The organism is Variovorax sp. 01T432 (assembly GCF_056398605.1).
Genome location: NZ_JBFTPS010000044.1, coordinates 41,171 through 57,181, shown reverse-complemented (window position 1 = coordinate 57,181; position 16,011 = coordinate 41,171). Strand labels below are relative to the sequence as shown.

The 16,011-nt window shown below is 66.7% G+C and carries 13 protein-coding genes and 1 pseudogene; 4 read left to right on the top strand and 10 right to left on the bottom strand.

Annotation, left to right across the window (positions count from 1 at the left end; all coding sequences use genetic code 11):
• Nucleotides 1–710: pseudogene (locus tag AC1DNF_RS26565) on the bottom strand (hypothetical protein); the annotation flags it as partial.
• A 502-nt stretch (nt 711–1,212) separates the two neighbouring features.
• Complete coding sequence (locus AC1DNF_RS26560) at nt 1,213–2,121, bottom strand: LysR family transcriptional regulator (RefSeq protein ID WP_478151643.1); 909 nt, start codon at nt 2,119–2,121, stop codon at nt 1,213–1,215.
• Nucleotides 2,122–2,252: 131 nt separating this feature from the next.
• Between AC1DNF_RS26560 and AC1DNF_RS26555 the strand changes: the two genes are divergently transcribed.
• A complete protein-coding gene (locus AC1DNF_RS26555) occupies nt 2,253–4,391 on the top strand; it encodes a 3-hydroxyacyl-CoA dehydrogenase NAD-binding domain-containing protein (protein ID WP_478151642.1) in 2,139 nt (712 codons plus the stop codon).
• Nucleotides 4,392–4,418: 27 nt separating this feature from the next.
• Nucleotides 4,419–5,609, top strand: a complete 1,191-nt coding sequence (locus AC1DNF_RS26550) for an acetyl-CoA C-acyltransferase (protein WP_478151641.1) — start codon at nt 4,419–4,421, stop codon at nt 5,607–5,609.
• A gap of 58 nt (nt 5,610–5,667) precedes the next feature.
• On the opposite strand, the gene AC1DNF_RS26545 is transcribed toward AC1DNF_RS26550, so the two are convergent.
• From AC1DNF_RS26545 to AC1DNF_RS26525, 5 genes are all read right to left on the bottom strand, one after another.
• Nucleotides 5,668–6,405 carry an amino acid ABC transporter ATP-binding protein gene (locus tag AC1DNF_RS26545; RefSeq protein WP_478151646.1) on the bottom strand — a complete coding sequence of 246 codons (738 nt, stop codon included), beginning with the start codon at nt 6,403–6,405 and terminating at the stop codon, nt 5,668–5,670.
• A 156-nt stretch (nt 6,406–6,561) separates the two neighbouring features.
• Nucleotides 6,562–7,251: an amino acid ABC transporter permease gene (locus tag AC1DNF_RS26540; RefSeq protein WP_478151640.1), complete on the bottom strand. Its 690-nt coding sequence runs from the start codon at nt 7,249–7,251 to the stop codon at nt 6,562–6,564.
• A 1-nt stretch (nt 7,252) separates the two neighbouring features.
• Nucleotides 7,253–7,984 carry an amino acid ABC transporter permease gene (locus tag AC1DNF_RS26535; protein WP_478151639.1) on the bottom strand — a complete coding sequence of 244 codons (732 nt, stop codon included), beginning with the start codon at nt 7,982–7,984 and terminating at the stop codon, nt 7,253–7,255.
• Nucleotides 7,985–8,078: 94 nt separating this feature from the next.
• A complete protein-coding gene (locus tag AC1DNF_RS26530; protein ID WP_478151638.1) occupies nt 8,079–8,981 on the bottom strand; it encodes a transporter substrate-binding domain-containing protein in 903 nt (300 codons plus the stop codon).
• Between the two features lie 362 nt (nt 8,982–9,343).
• The gene (locus AC1DNF_RS26525; RefSeq protein ID WP_478151637.1) at nt 9,344–10,324 is read right to left on the bottom strand and encodes a LysR substrate-binding domain-containing protein; all 981 of its coding nucleotides are present in this window, start codon (nt 10,322–10,324) and stop codon (nt 9,344–9,346) included.
• 67 nt (nt 10,325–10,391) lie between these two features.
• Here AC1DNF_RS26525 and AC1DNF_RS26520 point away from each other — a divergent pair, with 67 nt between their 5' ends.
• Nucleotides 10,392–11,840, top strand: a complete 1,449-nt coding sequence (locus AC1DNF_RS26520) for an amidase (RefSeq protein WP_478151636.1) — start codon at nt 10,392–10,394, stop codon at nt 11,838–11,840.
• Between the two features lie 7 nt (nt 11,841–11,847).
• Here AC1DNF_RS26520 and AC1DNF_RS26515 read toward each other — a convergent pair whose 3' ends face one another.
• Both AC1DNF_RS26515 and AC1DNF_RS26510 read right to left on the bottom strand, forming a co-directional pair.
• Complete coding sequence (locus tag AC1DNF_RS26515) at nt 11,848–12,786, bottom strand: 2-hydroxyacid dehydrogenase (RefSeq protein ID WP_478151635.1); 939 nt, start codon at nt 12,784–12,786, stop codon at nt 11,848–11,850.
• A 61-nt stretch (nt 12,787–12,847) separates the two neighbouring features.
• Complete coding sequence (locus tag AC1DNF_RS26510; RefSeq protein ID WP_478151645.1) at nt 12,848–14,680, bottom strand: ABCB family ABC transporter ATP-binding protein/permease; 1,833 nt, start codon at nt 14,678–14,680, stop codon at nt 12,848–12,850.
• A gap of 41 nt (nt 14,681–14,721) precedes the next feature.
• On the opposite strand from AC1DNF_RS26510, the gene AC1DNF_RS26505 reads away from it, so the two are divergent.
• Nucleotides 14,722–15,162, top strand: coding sequence for an acyl-CoA thioesterase (locus tag AC1DNF_RS26505; protein WP_478151634.1), 441 nt, complete (start codon nt 14,722–14,724; stop codon nt 15,160–15,162).
• Nucleotides 15,163–15,180: 18 nt separating this feature from the next.
• On the opposite strand, the gene AC1DNF_RS26500 is transcribed toward AC1DNF_RS26505, so the two are convergent.
• Nucleotides 15,181–15,945 carry an enoyl-CoA hydratase gene (locus tag AC1DNF_RS26500; RefSeq protein WP_478151633.1) on the bottom strand — a complete coding sequence of 255 codons (765 nt, stop codon included), beginning with the start codon at nt 15,943–15,945 and terminating at the stop codon, nt 15,181–15,183.
• Nucleotides 15,946–16,011 lie beyond the last annotated feature (66 nt).

Sequence of the window (16,011 nt, the reverse complement as noted above, 5' to 3'; positions counted from 1 at the left end):
CAGCCGTCGCACAGGCCGGCCAGCGCGATCACCGCCACCTGGCCCTTGAGCGCCGTGGTGTCCCAGATCGTCACGAGCGCGAACTCGCTGTCGTTGGTCATGGCGATGCCGGTGGGCACCTTGTTGGCGGGCAGCTGCACCGTGGTGCGGTTGCCTGCCGTGTTGCTGCCGGCGGTCGCAATCAGGCCGTTCTGGAAAGCCACGAGGCTTTGCGCGCAGAAGCCGGCCCGGCCGCCGCAGCGCCCCACTGCGACGGGGTCGCCAGTCACGATGCCGGTCGAGCGGTAGGCCGCGATATTGATGCTGTCCAGCCCGCCGCTCGGCGCGACCGTCTCGGTCCAACTCAACTGGGGGGACTGAGCGAAGGTGTTGTACATGTGGCCCGACACCTGGAAATCGGTGACGCCAACGTGTTGGCTCGGGTTATCGGCCACGAACAGCATGTTGGCCTGGTTGGTGGAGTAGGCACCGGCGTCACCCGACGGCGGGCCGCCAACCTGCCAGAAGAATGCGTACGCGGGCGCGGCACCGCCAAGTTGGATGTCCTGGCGCTTGAACAAGCTCGGGATCCCACCGCTGCCCACGCCGTAGGCCGACGCGTCAGGACCATAGCGATAGGCAATGCCGGCGTCCTGGCTGAACTGGCTGGCGATGACGCGGTACGCGGCCCCATTGATGTTGCCCGCAGCGTCAACGACATATCCGGCCATCGAATCGGGTGCTGGTGCTGGTGCTGGTGCTGGTGCTGGTGCTGGTGCCGGAGCCGGAGCGGGAGCGGGCGTCGGCGTCGGCGGGCGGCGGCGCCGGAATTTCTCGGCGATCACAGCAGCCAGCTGCTTCGCGGCCGCAGGATCGAGCCCGGGATCTGGGACTGGCACAGTCGTGCTGTTCCCAGACGCCGCCACTCCCCCTGCCCCTCCCGCGTCGCCACCCCCTCCGCCGCAGCTCGACAATGCACCGGCTGCAATAAACAGCAATAGAGAGCTTTTATATGCAAATTTCGCCATGATCACCTCTACATCGCCACGATTGCCGATGTTTAGGTGGGACTTGCCTCCCGGGCAATTTTTCTTGCAAACCCTTTCGCTGTGTTCTCGTCCCGCCGCAGCGGGTTACGAACATGGCGATTCGCGACGAAACCGCAGCCCCGGACGTCTCGCAGGCGAGACGTCGCACGAACCGCCGCCCGGCCCGGGCGGCGCGTGTAACTGCTCAGCCGGCTTCGGGCGCGGCCGCCCCGCGCACCCGCTCCAGCACGAAATCGATGAAGGTCCGGGTCGCTCGCGTGTGCTGACGATTGGGCATATAGAGCATGAACATCTGCGTGCCGAAGATGCTGAGGCGCCAATCGCCCAGCGTGGTCACGACCGCGCCGCGCCGCACGTCGTCCTGCACCACATAGTCAGGCACCAGCCCGATGCCCAGGCCGGCCAGGATCGCCTGGCGAAGGAACAGGAAGTTCTCGGAGATCAGCGTCGGCTCCAGGATTACTTCCCGCCGCTCCTCGCCCTGGTAGGCCGACACGCGCAGTTGCCGCCCGATGACGGCCGCGGTGACCACGGGGGCGCGCTGCAATCCGTCGAGCTGCGTGGGCAGCCCGTGCGCCTGCACGTAGCCGCTCGAGGCGCAGGCCACGTAGCGCACCGGCCCCAGATCGCGCGCCACCAGGTTCTGGGGAGGCTCGGGAATCACGCGGATCGCGATGTCGACCTCGTCGCGCAACAGGTCCTCGATGCGGTTCTCGAACAGCACGTCCAGCACGATGCCCGGGTACTGGCGCTTGAAATCGATCAGCCAGTCGGACATGACCAGCTGTCCATAGCCGCTGGGCACGCTCAGCCGCACCCGGCCTTGCAGGCTCTGGCCCAGCGTGGTGACCGACTCCCGCGCGGCCAGCAGTTCGCCCTGGATGGCCAGGCCGTGCTGGTAGAGCCGCAGGCCGATCTCGGTGGCCTCGGCGCGTCGCGTGGTCCGCCGCACCAGTTGCGCGCCGACCGAGCGCTCGAGCTGGTTCAGGTGGTAGCTCACGTTGGCGCGGCTCATCTTCAATCGGCGCGCCGCCGCGCTCAGGTTGCCGGCGTCGAGGATTTCCACCAGAAGGGTCAGGGATTGCACGTCCATGTGCCGCATTCTGTCAAAAATTCTTTGACAGTCTGTCAACTGGCAATGCAATTGTCAAAGTGCTGAGGCGGACGAAGAATGCGAGGTTCACTCTCGAGAGCCGTTCGGCTCGCCACCCGGAGACCCGCACCATGGCCACGATTTCCTCCCCTTCCACGCCCTCTCCCTCCGAACCCGTCACTTTCAAGCGCCACGGCGACGTGCTGGTCGTCACGATCGACAACCCGCCTGTCAACGCGCTCGGCGTCGACGTCCGTCGCGGCCTGGTGGCCGCGATCGAAGCGGCAGAGGCCGACAGCGGCGCCGCCGCGGTGCTGATCGTGGGTGCCGGGCGCAACTTCATCGCGGGCGCCGATATCCGCGAGTTCGGCAAGCCGCCGCAGCCGCCTTCGCTGCCCGAGGTCTGCGGCCGCATCGAGGCCTGCAGCAAGCCGGTGGTGGCCGCCATTCATGGCGCCGCGCTCGGCGGCGGCCTGGAGATCGCGCTCTCCGCGCACTACCGCCTGGCCGCGCCCTCAGCCAAGCTGGGCCTGCCCGAAGTGCTGCTCGGCCTCATGCCCGGCGCCGGCGGCACCCAGCGCGCGCCGCGCCTGATCGGCGCCAAGGCCGCGCTGGACCTGATGCTCAGCGGCCGCCATGCCGGGGCCAAGGAAGCACTGGCGCTCGGTCTGATCGACCGCCTGGGCGACGACGCGGACGTGTCGGCCGAAGGCCTGGCATACGCGCAGGAACTCGTCGCCGCTAACGCGCCGGTGCGCCGCACGCGCGACGCGCAAGGGCTGGCGGACCGCGAAGCCAACCGCGCCGCCCTGGAAGCGGCCCGCGCCGATACCGCCAGGAAGAGCCGCGGCCTGTTCTCGCCGATGAAGATCATCGAGGCGGTGGAGGCCGCGCTGGATAAGCCCTTCGAAGAAGGCATCGCGCTGGAGCGCAAGCTGTTCCTGCAATGCATCGACAGCCCGCAGCGCGCCGGCCTGATCCACGCCTTCTTCGCCGAGCGCGAAGTGTTGAAGGCTCCGGAGACGAAGACGGCCAAGCCCCGGGCGCTGGAGTCGGCTGGCGTGATCGGCGGCGGCACCATGGGCGCCGGCATCGCGGTCGCCATGCTCGACGCCGGCATGCCCGTGACCATGATCGAGCGCGACGAACCCAGCCTGGCGCGCGGACGCGGCTTCGTCGAGAAGGTCTACGACGGCCTGATCAAGAAGGGCCGCATGACGGCCGAGGGCAAGGCGGCCGTCATGGGGCGCTTCAAGGACTCGACCTCCTACGATGCGCTGGCGCAGGCCGACATCGTGGTAGAGGCCGTATTCGAGGACATGGCGGTCAAGAAAGCCGTCTTCGCCGAACTCGACCGAGTGTGCAAGCCCGGCGCGGTGCTCGCCACCAACACCTCCTACCTCGACATCGACGAGATCGCGGCCGGCATCTCGCGTCCGGCCGATGTCGTCGGCCTGCACTTCTTCTCGCCGGCCAACATCATGAAGCTGCTGGAGATCGTGGTGCCTGCCAAGGTGAGCGCCGACGTGGTCGCCACCGGCTTCGAGCTGGCGAAGAAGCTGAAGAAGGTGCCGGTGCGCGCCGGCGTGTGCGACGGCTTCATCGGCAACCGCATCCTCGCGGTGTACCGCCAGGCGGCCGACCACATGATGGAAGACGGCGCCTCTCCCTACCAGATCGACCAGGCGGTGCGCGACTTCGGCTACCCGATGGGTCCCTTCCAGGTGTCCGATCTGGCCGGCGGAGACATCGGGTGGGCCACGCGCAAGCGCAAGTCCGCCACGCGCGACCCGAAGGCGCGCTATGTGCAGATCGCCGACCGCATCTGCGAACGCGGCTGGTTCGGCCAGAAGACCGGGCGCGGCTACTACCTCTACCCCGAAGGCGCGCGCGCCGGCACGCCCGACCCCGAAGTCACGGCCATCATCGACGGCGAGCGCCAGCGCGCGGGCATCACGCCGCGCAGCTTCACCGACGAGGAAATCACGCGCCGCTACATGGCCGCGATGATCAACGAGGGCGCCAATGTCGTGCACCAGCGCATCGCGCTGCGGCCGCTGGACGTGGACGTGACCCTCCTCTACGGCTATGGCTTCCCGCGCCACCGCGGCGGCCCGATGAAGTACGCCGACAGCGTCGGTCTCGCCAGCGTGCTCGCCGACATCCGCGAGTTCGCGAAGCAGGACCCCGTGTTCTGGAAACCCTCGCCGCTGCTGGTCGAGCTGGTGGAACGCGGTGCCGATTTCTCGAGCCTCAATCAATCCGAATAACCCGCCCCTTCATCAGGAAACCCATCCATGCGCGAAGCCGTCATCGTTTCAACCGCCCGCACGCCGCTCACCAAGGCGCACCGCGGCGAATTCAACATCACACCGGGCGCCACGCTGGCCGCCTTCGCGGTGCGCGCGGCGGTGGAGCGCGCGGGCATCGACCCGGCGCTGATCGAGGACGCGATCCTCGGCTGCGGCTATCCCGAAGGCACGACCGGTCGCAACATCGCGCGCCAGAGCGTCATCCGCGCCGGCCTGCCGATCTCGATCGCCGGCACCACGGTCAACCGCTTCTGCGCCTCGGGCCTGCAGGCCATCGCGATGGCGGCGGGCCGCATCATCGTGGAAGGCGCGCCGGCCATGATCGCCGGCGGCGTCGAGAGCATCTCGCAGATCCGCACCCGCAGCGCCACCGACAGCGGCGACAGCGGCATGGACCCGTGGATCGTCGAGCACAAGCCCGCGCTCTACATGGCGATGATCGAGACCGCCGACATCGTCGCCCAGCGCTACGGCATCGGCCGCGAGGCCCAGGACCGCTTCTCCGCCGAGAGCCAGCGCAAGACCGAGGAGGCGCAACTGGCGGGCCGCTACCGCGAGGAGATCGTCGCCTGCACCACGACCATGGCCGTGACCGACAAGGACACCAAGGAAGTCAGCCATCGCGAGGCGACAATCGACGTCGACACCTGCAACCGCCGCGGCACCACATACGAGGCGCTGGCCAAGCTGGCACCCGTCATGGGCGCGGACAAGTTCATCACCGCCGGCAACGCCTCGCAGCTTTCCGATGGCGCCTCGGCCTGCGTGCTGATGGAGGCGAAGGAAGCCGAGCGCGCCAACCTGCGGCCGCTGGGCGCCTTCCGCGGCCTGGCAGTGGCCGGCTGCGAGCCCGACGAGATGGGCATCGGCCCGGTCTTCGCGGTGCCGAAGCTGCTGGCGCGCCACGGCCTGAAGATCGACGACATCGACCTCTGGGAGCTCAACGAGGCCTTCGCCTCGCAGTCCATCTATTGCCAGCAGAAGCTCGGAATCCCGGCCGAGCGGCTCAACGTGGACGGAGGCGCAATCTCGATCGGCCACCCCTTCGGCATGACGGGCGCACGGCTGGCCGGCCATGTGCTGATCGAAGGCCGCCGGCGCGGCGCCAAGTATGCCGTCGTCACGATGTGCATCGCGGGCGGCATGGGAGCGGCGGGACTGTTCGAGATCTTCTGAGGCGTCGAATACAAGAAAGCCCCGCGTGGCGGGGCTTCTTCCTTGGTGCGTCTCCAGCTCAGTGCTGAAGGATCTTGTTGAGAAAGTCCTTCGTGCGCGGCTGACGATTCTCGGGATGGCTGAAGAACTCATCCTTCGAGCAATCCTCCAGGATCCGCCCGCCGACGTCGATGAAGATCACGCGGCTCGCCACCTTGCGCGCGAAGCCCATCTCGTGCGTGACCACCATCATGGTCATGCCTTCCTTGGCCAGCGCCACCATCACGTCCAGCACCTCGCCCACCATCTCGGGGTCGAGGGCTGAAGTCGGCTCGTCGAACAGCATCACGATCGGGTCCATGCTGAGCGCGCGCGCGATCGCCACGCGCTGCTGCTGGCCGCCGGAGAGCTGGCCCGGGAACTTGTCCTTGTGCGCCATCAGCCCCACGCGGTCGAGCATCTTCAATCCGCGCGTCTTGGCCTCCTCGGGGCTGCGGCCCAGCACCTTGATCTGCGCGATCGTCAGGTTCTCCGTCACCGAAAGGTGCGGGAACAGCTCGAAATGCTGGAACACCATGCCGACCTTGGAGCGCAGCTTGGGCAGGTTGGTCTTGGGATCGTGCAGCGCGATGCCGTTGACCGTGATCTCGCCCTTCTGGAAGGGCTCCAGCGCATTCACTGTCTTGATGAGCGTGGACTTGCCCGAACCCGAGGGGCCGCACACCACCACCACGTCGCCTTTGGCAATGTTGACCGAGCAGTCGTTGAGCACCTGCACCGGCCCATACCACTTGGAAACGTTCTTGATTTCAATCATGTTGTCGGACATCTCAATACTCTCCGTTCAATTGTTCAGCATCGCAAGTAGGCGAGCCCCGCTTCGGGAAACACCGCGGACCCGGCTGCGCCGGTCCGCCGGTGTTACCCCCTGCAAGGGGGTGGGCGGCCACACGAAGTGGGCAAGCCTGGGGGTTCATCGAATGATCGCGATCTTCTTGTGCAGACGCTTGACCAGCCAGGACAAGGCATAGCACATGATGAAGTACACGACGGCCGCGAGCAGGTAGGCCTCGATCGGGCGGCCGAAGTTCTTGCCGGCCGTCTCGAAGCCCTTGAGCATGTCATAGGCGCCGATGGCGTAGACCAGCGATGTGTCCTGGAACAGGATGATGGTCTGCGTGAGCAGCACCGGCAGCATGTTGCGGAAGGCCTGCGGCAGCACCACCAGCTTCATGTTCTGACCGTAGGTCATGCCCATCGCCTGGCCCGCGTAGACCTGGCCGCGCGGGATCGACTGGATGCCCGCGCGCATGATCTCGCTGAAGTACGCCGCCTCGAAGGCGATGAAGGTGATCACGGCCGAGATCTCGGAGCGGTAGTTGGAGCCCCATGCACCGAAGGACGAGTAGAACCCGGCCGGCACCAGCAGGAAGAACCACAGGATCACCATCACCAGCGGAATGCTGCGCATGCCGTTGACGTAGACGGCGGCCGGCGCGTCGAGCCATTTCTTGCCCGACAGGCGCATCAGCGCCAGCAGGGTGCCGAAGATCACGCCGCCGACAGTGGCCACGATCGTCAGCATGATGCTGAAGTAGAAGCCCTTGAGGACGAAGTTGCTGATGACGTCCCAGTTGTAGAACGACAAGTCCAGATTCATCATCTCAGTGTCCCCCGCCGCCGCTGGCCGACACGATGAAGCCCGGGACGCGGGTCTTCTTCTCGATGTAAGCCATGATCCGGTTGATCGCGAAGGCCGAGATCACATAGAGCGCCGTGACGGCCAGGTAGACCTCGATGCCGCGGGAGGTTTCTTCCTGCGCCTGCATCGCGAACATGGTGAGTTCACTCACCGACACCGCGAAGGCCACCGACGAGTTCTTGAAGATGTTCATCGTCTCGCTCGTGAGCGGCGGGATGATGATGCGGTAGGCCATCGGAAGGATGACGTAGCGGTAGTACTGCGGCGTGGTGAAGCCCACTGCCATCCCCGCGTAGCGCTGGCCCTTGGGCAGCGCCTGGATGCCCGAGCGCACCTGCTCGGCGATCCGCGCCGAGGTGAAGAAACCAAGCGCCAGCACCACGAGGACAAAGCTGGGCACGCCCTTCATGACCGGGACCATGGCCGGGATCACGTGGTACCAGAGGAAGATCTGCACCAGCAGGGGAACGTTGCGGAACAGTTCCACCCACGCATTGCCCAGGCGCAGTAGCACCGGGCTGTCGGGCAGGGTGCGGATGATGCCGACCAGCGAGCCCAGCACCAGCGCCACGATCAGCGCCAGGAGCGCGACCGACACCGTCCAGCCCCATGCCGACAGCATCCATTCCCAGTACGTGGGGTATTTGCCCCCCGGGTCCTGCAAGAAGACTTGCCAATCCCAGTTCGATCCCATCAGGACTCTCCTATTTTCTGACTTGTGGTTGTCGCGGCCTTAAAACAAACGCCCGCCAGGGATGGCGGGCGTTGCGCGGGGACCGGCGCTCGAATTACTTCTTGACCGCGTAGTCTTCCATGGGCTTGTCGTTGGGGTTCGCCCATGCGGCCTTGGTCGCGTCCGACAGGGCCAGGCCGACCTTCACGTTCGACGGCGGAATGGGCTGCAAGAACCACTTGTCCCAGAGCTTGTTGAGTTCGCCGCTCTTGATCTGCGCCTTGATGCTGTCGTCGACCATCTTCTTGAAGGCCGGGTCATCCTTGCGCATCATGATCGCGATGGGCTCCACGCTGAGCACCTCGCCGACGATCTTGTAGTCGGAGGGCGACTTCGACTTGGCGATGTTGGAGGCGAGGATGGAGCCGTCCATCACGAAGGCATCGGCGCGACCGGATTCGAGCAGCAGGAAACTGTCGGAGTGGTCCTTGCCGTAGAGCTCCTTGAAGTCGATGCCGCCGGCGCGCTCGTTCTTGCGCAGAGTCTGCACGGACGTGGTGCCGGTGGTCGTGGCCACGGTCTTGCCGTTGAGATCCTTGATGGAGGTGATGCCCGAGTTGGCCTTGACCGCGATGCGCACTTCCTCGACGTAGGTCGTGACGGCGAAGGCCACGTCCTTCTGGCGCGCGGCGTTGTTGGTGGTGGAGCCGCACTCGAGGTCGACGGTGCCGTTCTGCACCAGGGGAACGCGGTTCTGCGAGGTCACCGGCTGGTACTTGGTTTCCAGCTTGGCGAGGCCCAGGTTCTTCTGGATGTCCTTGATGATGTTGGCGCAAACGTCATAGTGAAAGCCGGTGTACTGGCCGTTGCCCAGCGTGTACGACAAGCCGGACGATTCGCGCACCCCCTCTGTGATCGTGCCGGATGCCTTGATCTTCGCCAGCGTATCGTTGGCTTGCGCGAATGCGCCGCCCACGGCGAGCGCCGAAATCGCGAATGCCAATACTTGCTTCTTCATATGGAAAAACTCCTGAGGTGACTGAGAGGGATGCAGCGAAATTCTAGACATTCGGATTTTGCGTCATACCCGGACCAACCCGGTGCGCCGCGCACCATGTCGGAGGTTCGCATCATGCAGGGGTTCTGCAGTGGTGCGTACCCACCTTTTCGCTTTCATCGTGACGTACCAAGCAGTCTTTGTGCCCGGATGTGCCCCTTGCATGAAAAGCAGGCCTTGCGGCTTGCCTGAAACGTGTGCGACAGCGAAACAGCACGGGACTGTAGAGGCAGGGCGGCGCGGCGGCCAATGCCGTTTGTGGCGCTCGGCATGCCCCGGTGTCATAGTTTGTGCGCTGCACCAAAAAGCGGGCGTGCGGGCGTTCAGGACACCGGTTGCGTGCCGACCAGATAAGCCCACAGCGCTTCTACCGTGCTCTTGGCCGGCGGGCTTGCCGCATCGGCCCTGGCGGTGCGGGCGCCCTGCCTGGCCGTGGGCGCGGCGGCGGGCCGCTCACGGTAGGCTCGGATCTCCATCGTCGCTTCGAGCCTGTCGATCTCCGGCGGCAGCGCGCTCACGAGCGTGCGGGCGCGGACTTCCTTGCGCACGGCGCTCTGCGGCAGGAAGGCGATGCCGTGCCCTTCGAGCGCCATGACCTTCAGGCCCTCGGCCATGTCGGTCTCATAGACGCGGTCGAGATGGATGGCCGTACCCGATTCCTTCAGCAACTGGTCCACCACGCGGCCGAGATAGGCGCCGGGCGCATAACCCAGATAGGGCAGAGGCTGGCCGGGACGGCCCGGCAGGCGGTAGCGCGGCGCGCCCTCGGCGTCCGGCTTGACCCAGGGCGCGACGACCTCCTGCCCCAGGCTGACCATCTCGTAGCGGTTGGCATCCAGCGGCAGGGGCTGCGAGGGGTGGTGGTAGGCGATCAGCACGTCGCAACTGCCTTCGACCAGGCGCAGCACCGCGTCGTGCACATTGAGCGCGATGAGCCGGCTCTTCATCGGCCCGAAGCGCTCGCGCAGGGTCGTGACCCAGGCCGGGAAGAAGGTGAAGGCCAGCGTATGGGGAATGGCGAACTCGATCACGTCCTGCGCCGCCGCCGAATGCCCGCGCAGCATCGCGCGCGTGCTCTGCAGCGCCTGCAGCATCTCGATCGCCTGACCGTACAGGGTCTGGCCGGCCGGCGTGAGGCGCGTCGGGTAGGAGCTGCGGTCGACCAGGTCGGTCCCGGCCCAGCCCTCCAGGGCCTGGATGCGCCTGGAGAATGCGGGCTGCGTCACATGGCGCAACTGGGCCGAGCGGCTGAAGCTGCGCGTCTCGGCGAGGCTGACGAAGTCTTCGAGCCACTTGGTTTCCATAAGATTCATTCGGTGAGTGCCGCGACATACTAAGGGCCCTCAAGCCATTGTCATCTCCGTTGTTCCCATGACACCTGCCACCCTTCTCGGCCTCGACGCCACCCGATTGGCCCGACTCATTGCCGCTCGCACGGTCTCGTGCCGCGAACTGATGGAGGCGACGCTCGCGCGCATCGACGCGCTCAATCCGCGCTTCAACGCGATCGTCTCGCTGCGCGATCCGAAAGAACTCCTGGCCGAGGCCAGCCAGCGCGATGCGCTGCTGGCGATCGGCGAGCGGCTCGGCTGGATGCACGGCTTTCCCCTGGCGGTCAAGGACCTGAGCCATGCCGCGGGCCTGCCGACCTCGATGGGTTCCCCGCTGCCGCCCGCCACGCCGGCCCGGCAGGACAGCCTTCATGTGGCGCGCATGCGACGGGCCGGCGCGATCATCATCGGCAAGACCAACACACCGGAGTTCGGCCTCGGCTCGCACACCTACAACTCGGTATTCGGCACCACGCGAAACGCCTACGATCCCGCGCTCAGCGCCGGCGGCAGCAGCGGCGGCGCGGCCGTGGCGCTGGCGCTGGGCATGGTGCCGGTGGCCGACGGCAGCGACATGGGCGGGTCGCTACGCAACCCGGCGGCCTTCAACAACGTGATCGGCATGCGCCCCTCGCGCGGACGCGTGCCGGGCTCGCCCGACGAAGAATTGTTCATGCAGCAGCTCGGCACCGAAGGCCCGATGGCCCGCAGCGTCGAGGACACGGCGCGCCTGCTCGCGGTACAGGCCGGCTTCGACACCCGCGTGCCGCTGTCACTGCCCGACGCCCTCCCCTCGCCCGACGCGATCCAGCTCGATGGCGACATGAAGGGCCTGCGCATCGGATGGCTGGGAAGCCTCTGGCCGGATCTGCCGCTCGCGCCCGGCGTGCGCGAACTCTGCGAAAGCGCCCTGAAGACCTTCGCCGACATCGGCTGCGAGGTTGAAGCGCACCAGCTCGATGTGCCGCGCGAACAGAACTGGACGGCGTGGTTGCGCATGCGCCAGCTGCTCGTGGGCGGCAAGCTGGGCGCGGCCTACGACGCGCCGGCGCAGTTCGACCGGCTCAAGCCGGAGGCGCGCTGGGAGATCGAGCAAAGCCGCAAGCTCGACGCGGCGGCCCTCTACCAGGCATCGGTCTACCGCTCGAACGTCTATCGTGCCTTCGTGCGCGCATTCGAGCGCTTCGACTTCGTGGTGGCGCCGACGGCCCAGGTCTTTCCCTTCGATGCGAACCTGAGCTGGCCCGCCTCGGTCGGTGACGTGGACAGCGACACCTACCACCGCTGGATGGAGATCGTCACGCCCTTCACGCTGGCCGGACTGCCCACACTCAATGTGCGCGCGGGCTTCAGCGACGGCGGATTGCCGATGGGCCTGCAGATCGCGGGCCCGATCCATCGCGACCTGGACGTGCTGCGCGTGGGCCATGCCTACGAGCGCGCATGCGGCTGGGGGGTAGTCCAGCCTTCGGTGTTGTCCGAAGTCTAGGAGCGCCCTAGACGGGCGACACGACGCCGCGGCCCGAGAAGTGCCCGGCCGCGTTGTCCAGAAAGCGCTGCAGCGATGCCTGCACCGCTTCCGGCGACCAGCCGGCCAGGTGCGGCGTGAGCACCACGTTGTCGAGCCCGATCAGCGCTTCGGGCCGAGCCGGTTCGCTCTCATACACGTCGAGCCCCGCCGCCGCGATGCGCTTTTCCCGCAGCGCCGTGGCCAGCGCCTCGGTGTCGATCACGCTGCCGCGCGCGATGTTGACCACCACGCCACGCGCGCCCAGTGCGTCGAGCACCGCGGCGTCGACCAGGTGCCGCGTTCCCGCGCCGCCGGGCGTCGCCACCACCAGGAAGTCGCACCATTGCGCCAGCGCGGGCAGCGAGTCGAAGTAGCGGTGCGCCGCGCCTTCGCGCGGCGAGCGGTTGTGATAGCCGATCTCCATGTCGAAGCCCGCCGCGCGCTTGGCGATCTTCTGTCCGATCGTGCCCAGCCCGAGGATGCCCAACCGCTTGCCCGACACATTCGGCGGCGGCGGAATGGCATCGCGCCAGACGCCGTCGCGGCACTGGTGATCGAGCTTCACGATGCCTCGCACGGCGGCGATCAGCAGGCCGAAGGCGTGGTCCGCCACGCAGTCGTCGTTGGTGCCGGCCCCGTTCGCGACCACGATGCCGCGTGCGCGCGCCGCGGCCAGGTCGATGTTCTCGTAGCCGGCGCCCATGCAGCAGATGAGTTCGAGCGCGGGCATTGCCTCCATCTCCGCCGCCGTCAGGCCGATGGAGCCGATGGTCAGGACGACCCGAAAGCGCGCGCCGTGCCCGGCGATGGCCGCCTGGCGCTCGGCCGGGGTCGGCGCATAGCTGAGGTCGTAGCTTTGGGCGATCAACGCCTGGTGCGGCTGCGAGTGCGTATTGAGCACCAGCAAGGGGATGAGACCGGACATGACTTCAACGACTCCTGGGTTCGAAAGGAAAAAAGACATCGAGGGGCTTCGAAGCCCCGCATCAAAGGACGGGCGCGGCCTCGAGCTTCTGCAGGTTCCACATCTGCGCGTATTTGCCGCGCTTCTCCAGCAGCTCCACGTGCGTGCCGCGCTCGACGATCACGCCGCCTTCCAGCACCAGGATCTCGTGCGCGTCGACCACCGTCGAGAGCCGGTGCGCGATCACGAGCGTGGTCTTGTTCTGCGCGGCACTCTTGAGCTCGGACTGGATCGCCCGCTCGTTCGCCGAATCGAGCGCGGAGGTGGCCTCGTCGAAGATCACGATCGGCGGATTCTTGAGCAGCGTGCGCGCGATCGCCACCCGCTGCTTCTCGCCGCCCGAGAGCTTGAGCCCGCGCTCGCCGACCATCGTCTGATAGTCCTTGGGCGTGGCCGAGATGAAATCATGGATGCGCGCGGCGCGCGCCGCCTCCTCGACCTCCGCGCGGGTGGCGCCGGGCCGGCCGTAGGCGATGTTGTATTCGACCGTGTCGTTGAAGAGCACCGTGTCCTGCGGCACGATGCCAATCGCCTGGCGCACGCTCGCCTGCGTCACCTGGCGGATGTCCTCGCCGCCGATGGTGATGCGGCCCTGCTGCACGTCGTAGAAGCGGTAGAGCAGGCGCGCCAGCGTCGACTTGCCCGAGCCCGAGGGGCCGACCACCGCCACCGTCCGGCCCGCCGGGATCTCGAAGCTCACGTGCTTGAGGATGGGCCGCGAGGACTCGTAGGCGAAGCTGACGTCCTCGAAGCGCACGGTGGAGTCGATGCCGCGCAAGGGCTCGGCGCCCGGCGCATCGCGCACCTCGCGCTCCTTTTCCATCAGCACGAACATCTTGTCCAGATCGGTCAGGCTCTGCTTGATCTCCCGGTAGATCACGCCCAGGAAGTTGAGCGGAATGTAGAGCTGGATCATGAAGGCGTTGACCATCACCAGATCGCCCAGCGTCATGCGCCCCTCGACCACGCCGGAGGTGGCCCGCCACAGCATCAGAACCAGGCTGACCGCGATCACCAGCTGCTGGCCGGTGTTGAGCATGCTCAGCGTGCGCTGGCTCTTGATGGCTGCCTTGCGGTAGCGGTCGAGGCTGGCGTCGTAGCGTTCGGCCTCGAAGTTCTCGTTGTTGAAATACTTGACCGTCTCGTAGTTCAGCAGCGAATCGACCGCATGGCTCTGCGCCACCGAGTCGAGCTCGTTCATGGTCTTGCGGAACTGGGTGCGCCACTCGGTCACCGTGACCGTGAAGGTGATGTAGATCACCAGCGCCACACCCGTGATCCAGACGAAGAGCGCATCGAACTTCACGCCCAGGATGGTCAGCACCAGGCCCAGCTCGATGATGGTCGGCACGATGCTGTAGAGCGACATCGAGATCAGCGAATGCACGCCGCGCGTGCCGCGCTCGATGTCGCGCGTCATGCCGCCGGTCTGGCGCTCGAGGTGGAAGCGCAGCGACAGCGCGTGCAGGTGCCGGAAAACCTCCAGCGAAATGCTGCGCGCAGCGCCCTCCGTCGCCTTGGCGAACACCAGCTCGCGCAATTCGCCGAAGAGCGAGGTCGAGAAGCGCAGCAGCCCGTAGGCCACCAGCAGCGCGATGGGCACCACCAGCAGGGCCTGTGCCATGTCGGGCTTCGGCGTCATGGTGTCGACCAGGTTCTTGAGCAGGACCGGCACCCCGACATTCGCGACCTTGGCGCCGATCATGAAGGCGAGCGCGGCCATCACGCGCCATTTGTAGCGCCAGAGATAGGGAAAGAGACGCCGCAGCGTCGCCAGATCGGAACGGTCGCCGCGCGCGGGCTGGCCCGCGGAGACGTGGTGGGGGGAGGAGAGGGCTTCGCCGCTGCGGCGCATCGGGGACAATCGAGGTTGCTTGTTTCCTGCAGATTGTGCCTATGTCCGCCAGTTCCAGTGCGAATGCCAAAGCCGGCGCCCATGCCGCCGCCACCCTGAAGAGCCTGCCCATCGACATGGAGCTGGTGCTCAAGGTGATCCCGATGCCCGCCGACTGCAACGCCAACGGGGACATCTTCGGCGGCTGGGTGATGGCGCAGTGCGACCTGGCCGGCTCCGTCATACCGGCGCGCTACGCCAAGGGGCGGATGGCAACGGTGGCGGTCAACGAGTTCGTGTTCAAGCAGCCGGTGCGGCTGGGGGACATCTTGTCCTTCTATTCGAAGCTGGTGCGGCTGGGGCGGACCTCTGTGACCGTGACCGTGGAGGTGTTCGCCGAGCGCTACCGCGCCCAGGGGGAATACATCAAGGTGACGGAGGCGACCTTCACCTACGTGGCGATCGACGACAACGGGCGCCCGACGCCCATCGCCAAGGACTGACCCGCCCGCCGGCCGCGCTCAGATCTTCGAGAAGTCCGGCCGCCGCTTTTCCATGAAGGCCGTGAAGGCCTCGCGCGCCGCCGGCTCGCGCAGCATGCGGCCGAAGCTCTGGCCCTCCTCGCCCATGCGTTCCAGCAGCGCGGGCTGCTGTGCCTTCTTCATCAGGCGCTTGATTTCGATCAGGGCCGTCAAGGGCTTGGCCGCCAGCTTGCGCGCCTGCGCCTGCGCGATGGCGTTGGCCTCGGTCGGCGGCACCACCCGGTTGACCAGACCCACCTCCAGCGCCGCCTCTGCCATGAAGGGTTCGCCCAGCAGCAGCGCTTCGGCCGCGCGGTGGTAGCCGAACATCTGCGGCACCAGGAGGCTGGATGCGGCTTCCGGGCACAGGCCCAGGTTCACGAAGGGCATCGAGAAGGCCGCGTTGTCGCCCGCGTAGACCAGGTCGCAATGGAACAGCATCGTGGTGCCGATGCCCACGGCGGGGCCGCACACGGCCGCGACGATGGGCTTCGGGAAGGTGGCGATGCCGCGCAGGAAGCGGAACACCGGCGACTCCGGCGTGGAAGGCGGCGCGTTGAGGAAATCGCCGATGTCGTTGCCGGCGCTGAAGATGGTGGCGTCGCCCTGGATCAGCACCGCGCGCACCGCGGCGTCCTGCTCCGCCGCGACCAGCGCATCGGCGAGTTCGCCGTACATCGCGCTGGTGATGGAGTTCTTCTTTTCGAGGCGGTTGAAGGTGATGGTCATCACACCCGCTTCGGTGTGGACGAGGATGTCTCTCATGGTGTGTCCTTGCAAAGAAGGCAAGTATCGGACAAGAAGCGGCCAGAAAAAAAGGCGAGGCCCCTC

What these genes read in the sequence shown, in the direction of transcription:
- AC1DNF_RS26530 (WP_478151638.1), bottom strand. Translation starts at nt 8,981, where the DNA reads ATGAAGAAGCAAGTATTGGCATTCGCGATTTCGGCGCTCGCCGTGGGC.
- AC1DNF_RS26540 (WP_478151640.1), bottom strand. Translation starts at nt 7,251, where the DNA reads ATGATGAATCTGGACTTGTCGTTCTACAACTGGGACGTCATCAGCAAC.
- AC1DNF_RS26560 (WP_478151643.1), bottom strand. Translation starts at nt 2,121, where the DNA reads ATGGACGTGCAATCCCTGACCCTTCTGGTGGAAATCCTCGACGCCGGC.
- AC1DNF_RS26515 (WP_478151635.1), bottom strand. Translation starts at nt 12,786, where the DNA reads ATGTCCGGTCTCATCCCCTTGCTGGTGCTCAATACGCACTCGCAGCCG.
- AC1DNF_RS26550 (WP_478151641.1), top strand. Translation starts at nt 4,419, where the DNA reads ATGCGCGAAGCCGTCATCGTTTCAACCGCCCGCACGCCGCTCACCAAG.
- AC1DNF_RS26545 (WP_478151646.1), bottom strand. Translation starts at nt 6,405, where the DNA reads ATGATTGAAATCAAGAACGTTTCCAAGTGGTATGGGCCGGTGCAGGTG.
- AC1DNF_RS26535 (WP_478151639.1), bottom strand. Translation starts at nt 7,984, where the DNA reads ATGGGATCGAACTGGGATTGGCAAGTCTTCTTGCAGGACCCGGGGGGC.
- AC1DNF_RS26520 (WP_478151636.1), top strand. Translation starts at nt 10,392, where the DNA reads ATGACACCTGCCACCCTTCTCGGCCTCGACGCCACCCGATTGGCCCGA.
- AC1DNF_RS26510 (WP_478151645.1), bottom strand. Translation starts at nt 14,680, where the DNA reads ATGCGCCGCAGCGGCGAAGCCCTCTCCTCCCCCCACCACGTCTCCGCG.
- AC1DNF_RS26500 (WP_478151633.1), bottom strand. Translation starts at nt 15,945, where the DNA reads ATGAGAGACATCCTCGTCCACACCGAAGCGGGTGTGATGACCATCACC.
- AC1DNF_RS26555 (WP_478151642.1), top strand. Translation starts at nt 2,253, where the DNA reads ATGGCCACGATTTCCTCCCCTTCCACGCCCTCTCCCTCCGAACCCGTC.
- AC1DNF_RS26525 (WP_478151637.1), bottom strand. Translation starts at nt 10,324, where the DNA reads ATGGAAACCAAGTGGCTCGAAGACTTCGTCAGCCTCGCCGAGACGCGC.
- AC1DNF_RS26505 (WP_478151634.1), top strand. Translation starts at nt 14,722, where the DNA reads ATGTCCGCCAGTTCCAGTGCGAATGCCAAAGCCGGCGCCCATGCCGCC.